This window comes from Chroococcidiopsis sp. TS-821, from assembly GCF_002939305.1.
Classification (GTDB): Bacteria; Cyanobacteriota; Cyanobacteriia; order Cyanobacteriales; family Chroococcidiopsidaceae; genus Chroogloeocystis.
Map to the genome: position 1 here is coordinate 1 of NZ_MVDI01000056.1, position 387 is coordinate 387.

Sequence of the window (387 nt, forward strand, 5' to 3'; positions counted from 1 at the left end):
AGGAGTAGTGGCTGGGAGACAGTAACTGCTAGAGAGGTAGTTGATATCTCCGCTGGTGGGGTGTTGTCTACGGGGTCAGTTGGTGGGGTGTTGTCTACCGGGTCAGTTGGTGGTGGCGTTTCGGTGTCCGTTGGTGGCGTGTTGTCTACCGGGTCAGTTGGTAGTGGTGTTTCGGTGTCCGCTGGTGGCGTGTTGTCTACCGGGTCAGTTGGTGGCGTGTTGTCTACCGGGTCAGTTGGTGGCGTGTTTTCTACCGGGTCAGTTGGTGGTGGTGTTTCGGGGCTGTTGGCGGGCTTTCTACCGGTCGCGTTGGCGGCGTGTTTTATAACGGGTCGGCAGCGTGTGCTTTTTGTGGCGGGTCGGTCGGCGGGGTGTGGTAGGAGTGGG

The 387-nt window shown here is 59.4% G+C and carries 1 protein-coding gene; it reads left to right on the top strand.

What is annotated here, in order from left to right:
- Positions 1-387 (top strand): hypothetical protein (locus tag B1A85_RS25025; RefSeq protein ID WP_210404709.1); only part of this gene is annotated, 387 nt, incomplete at both ends.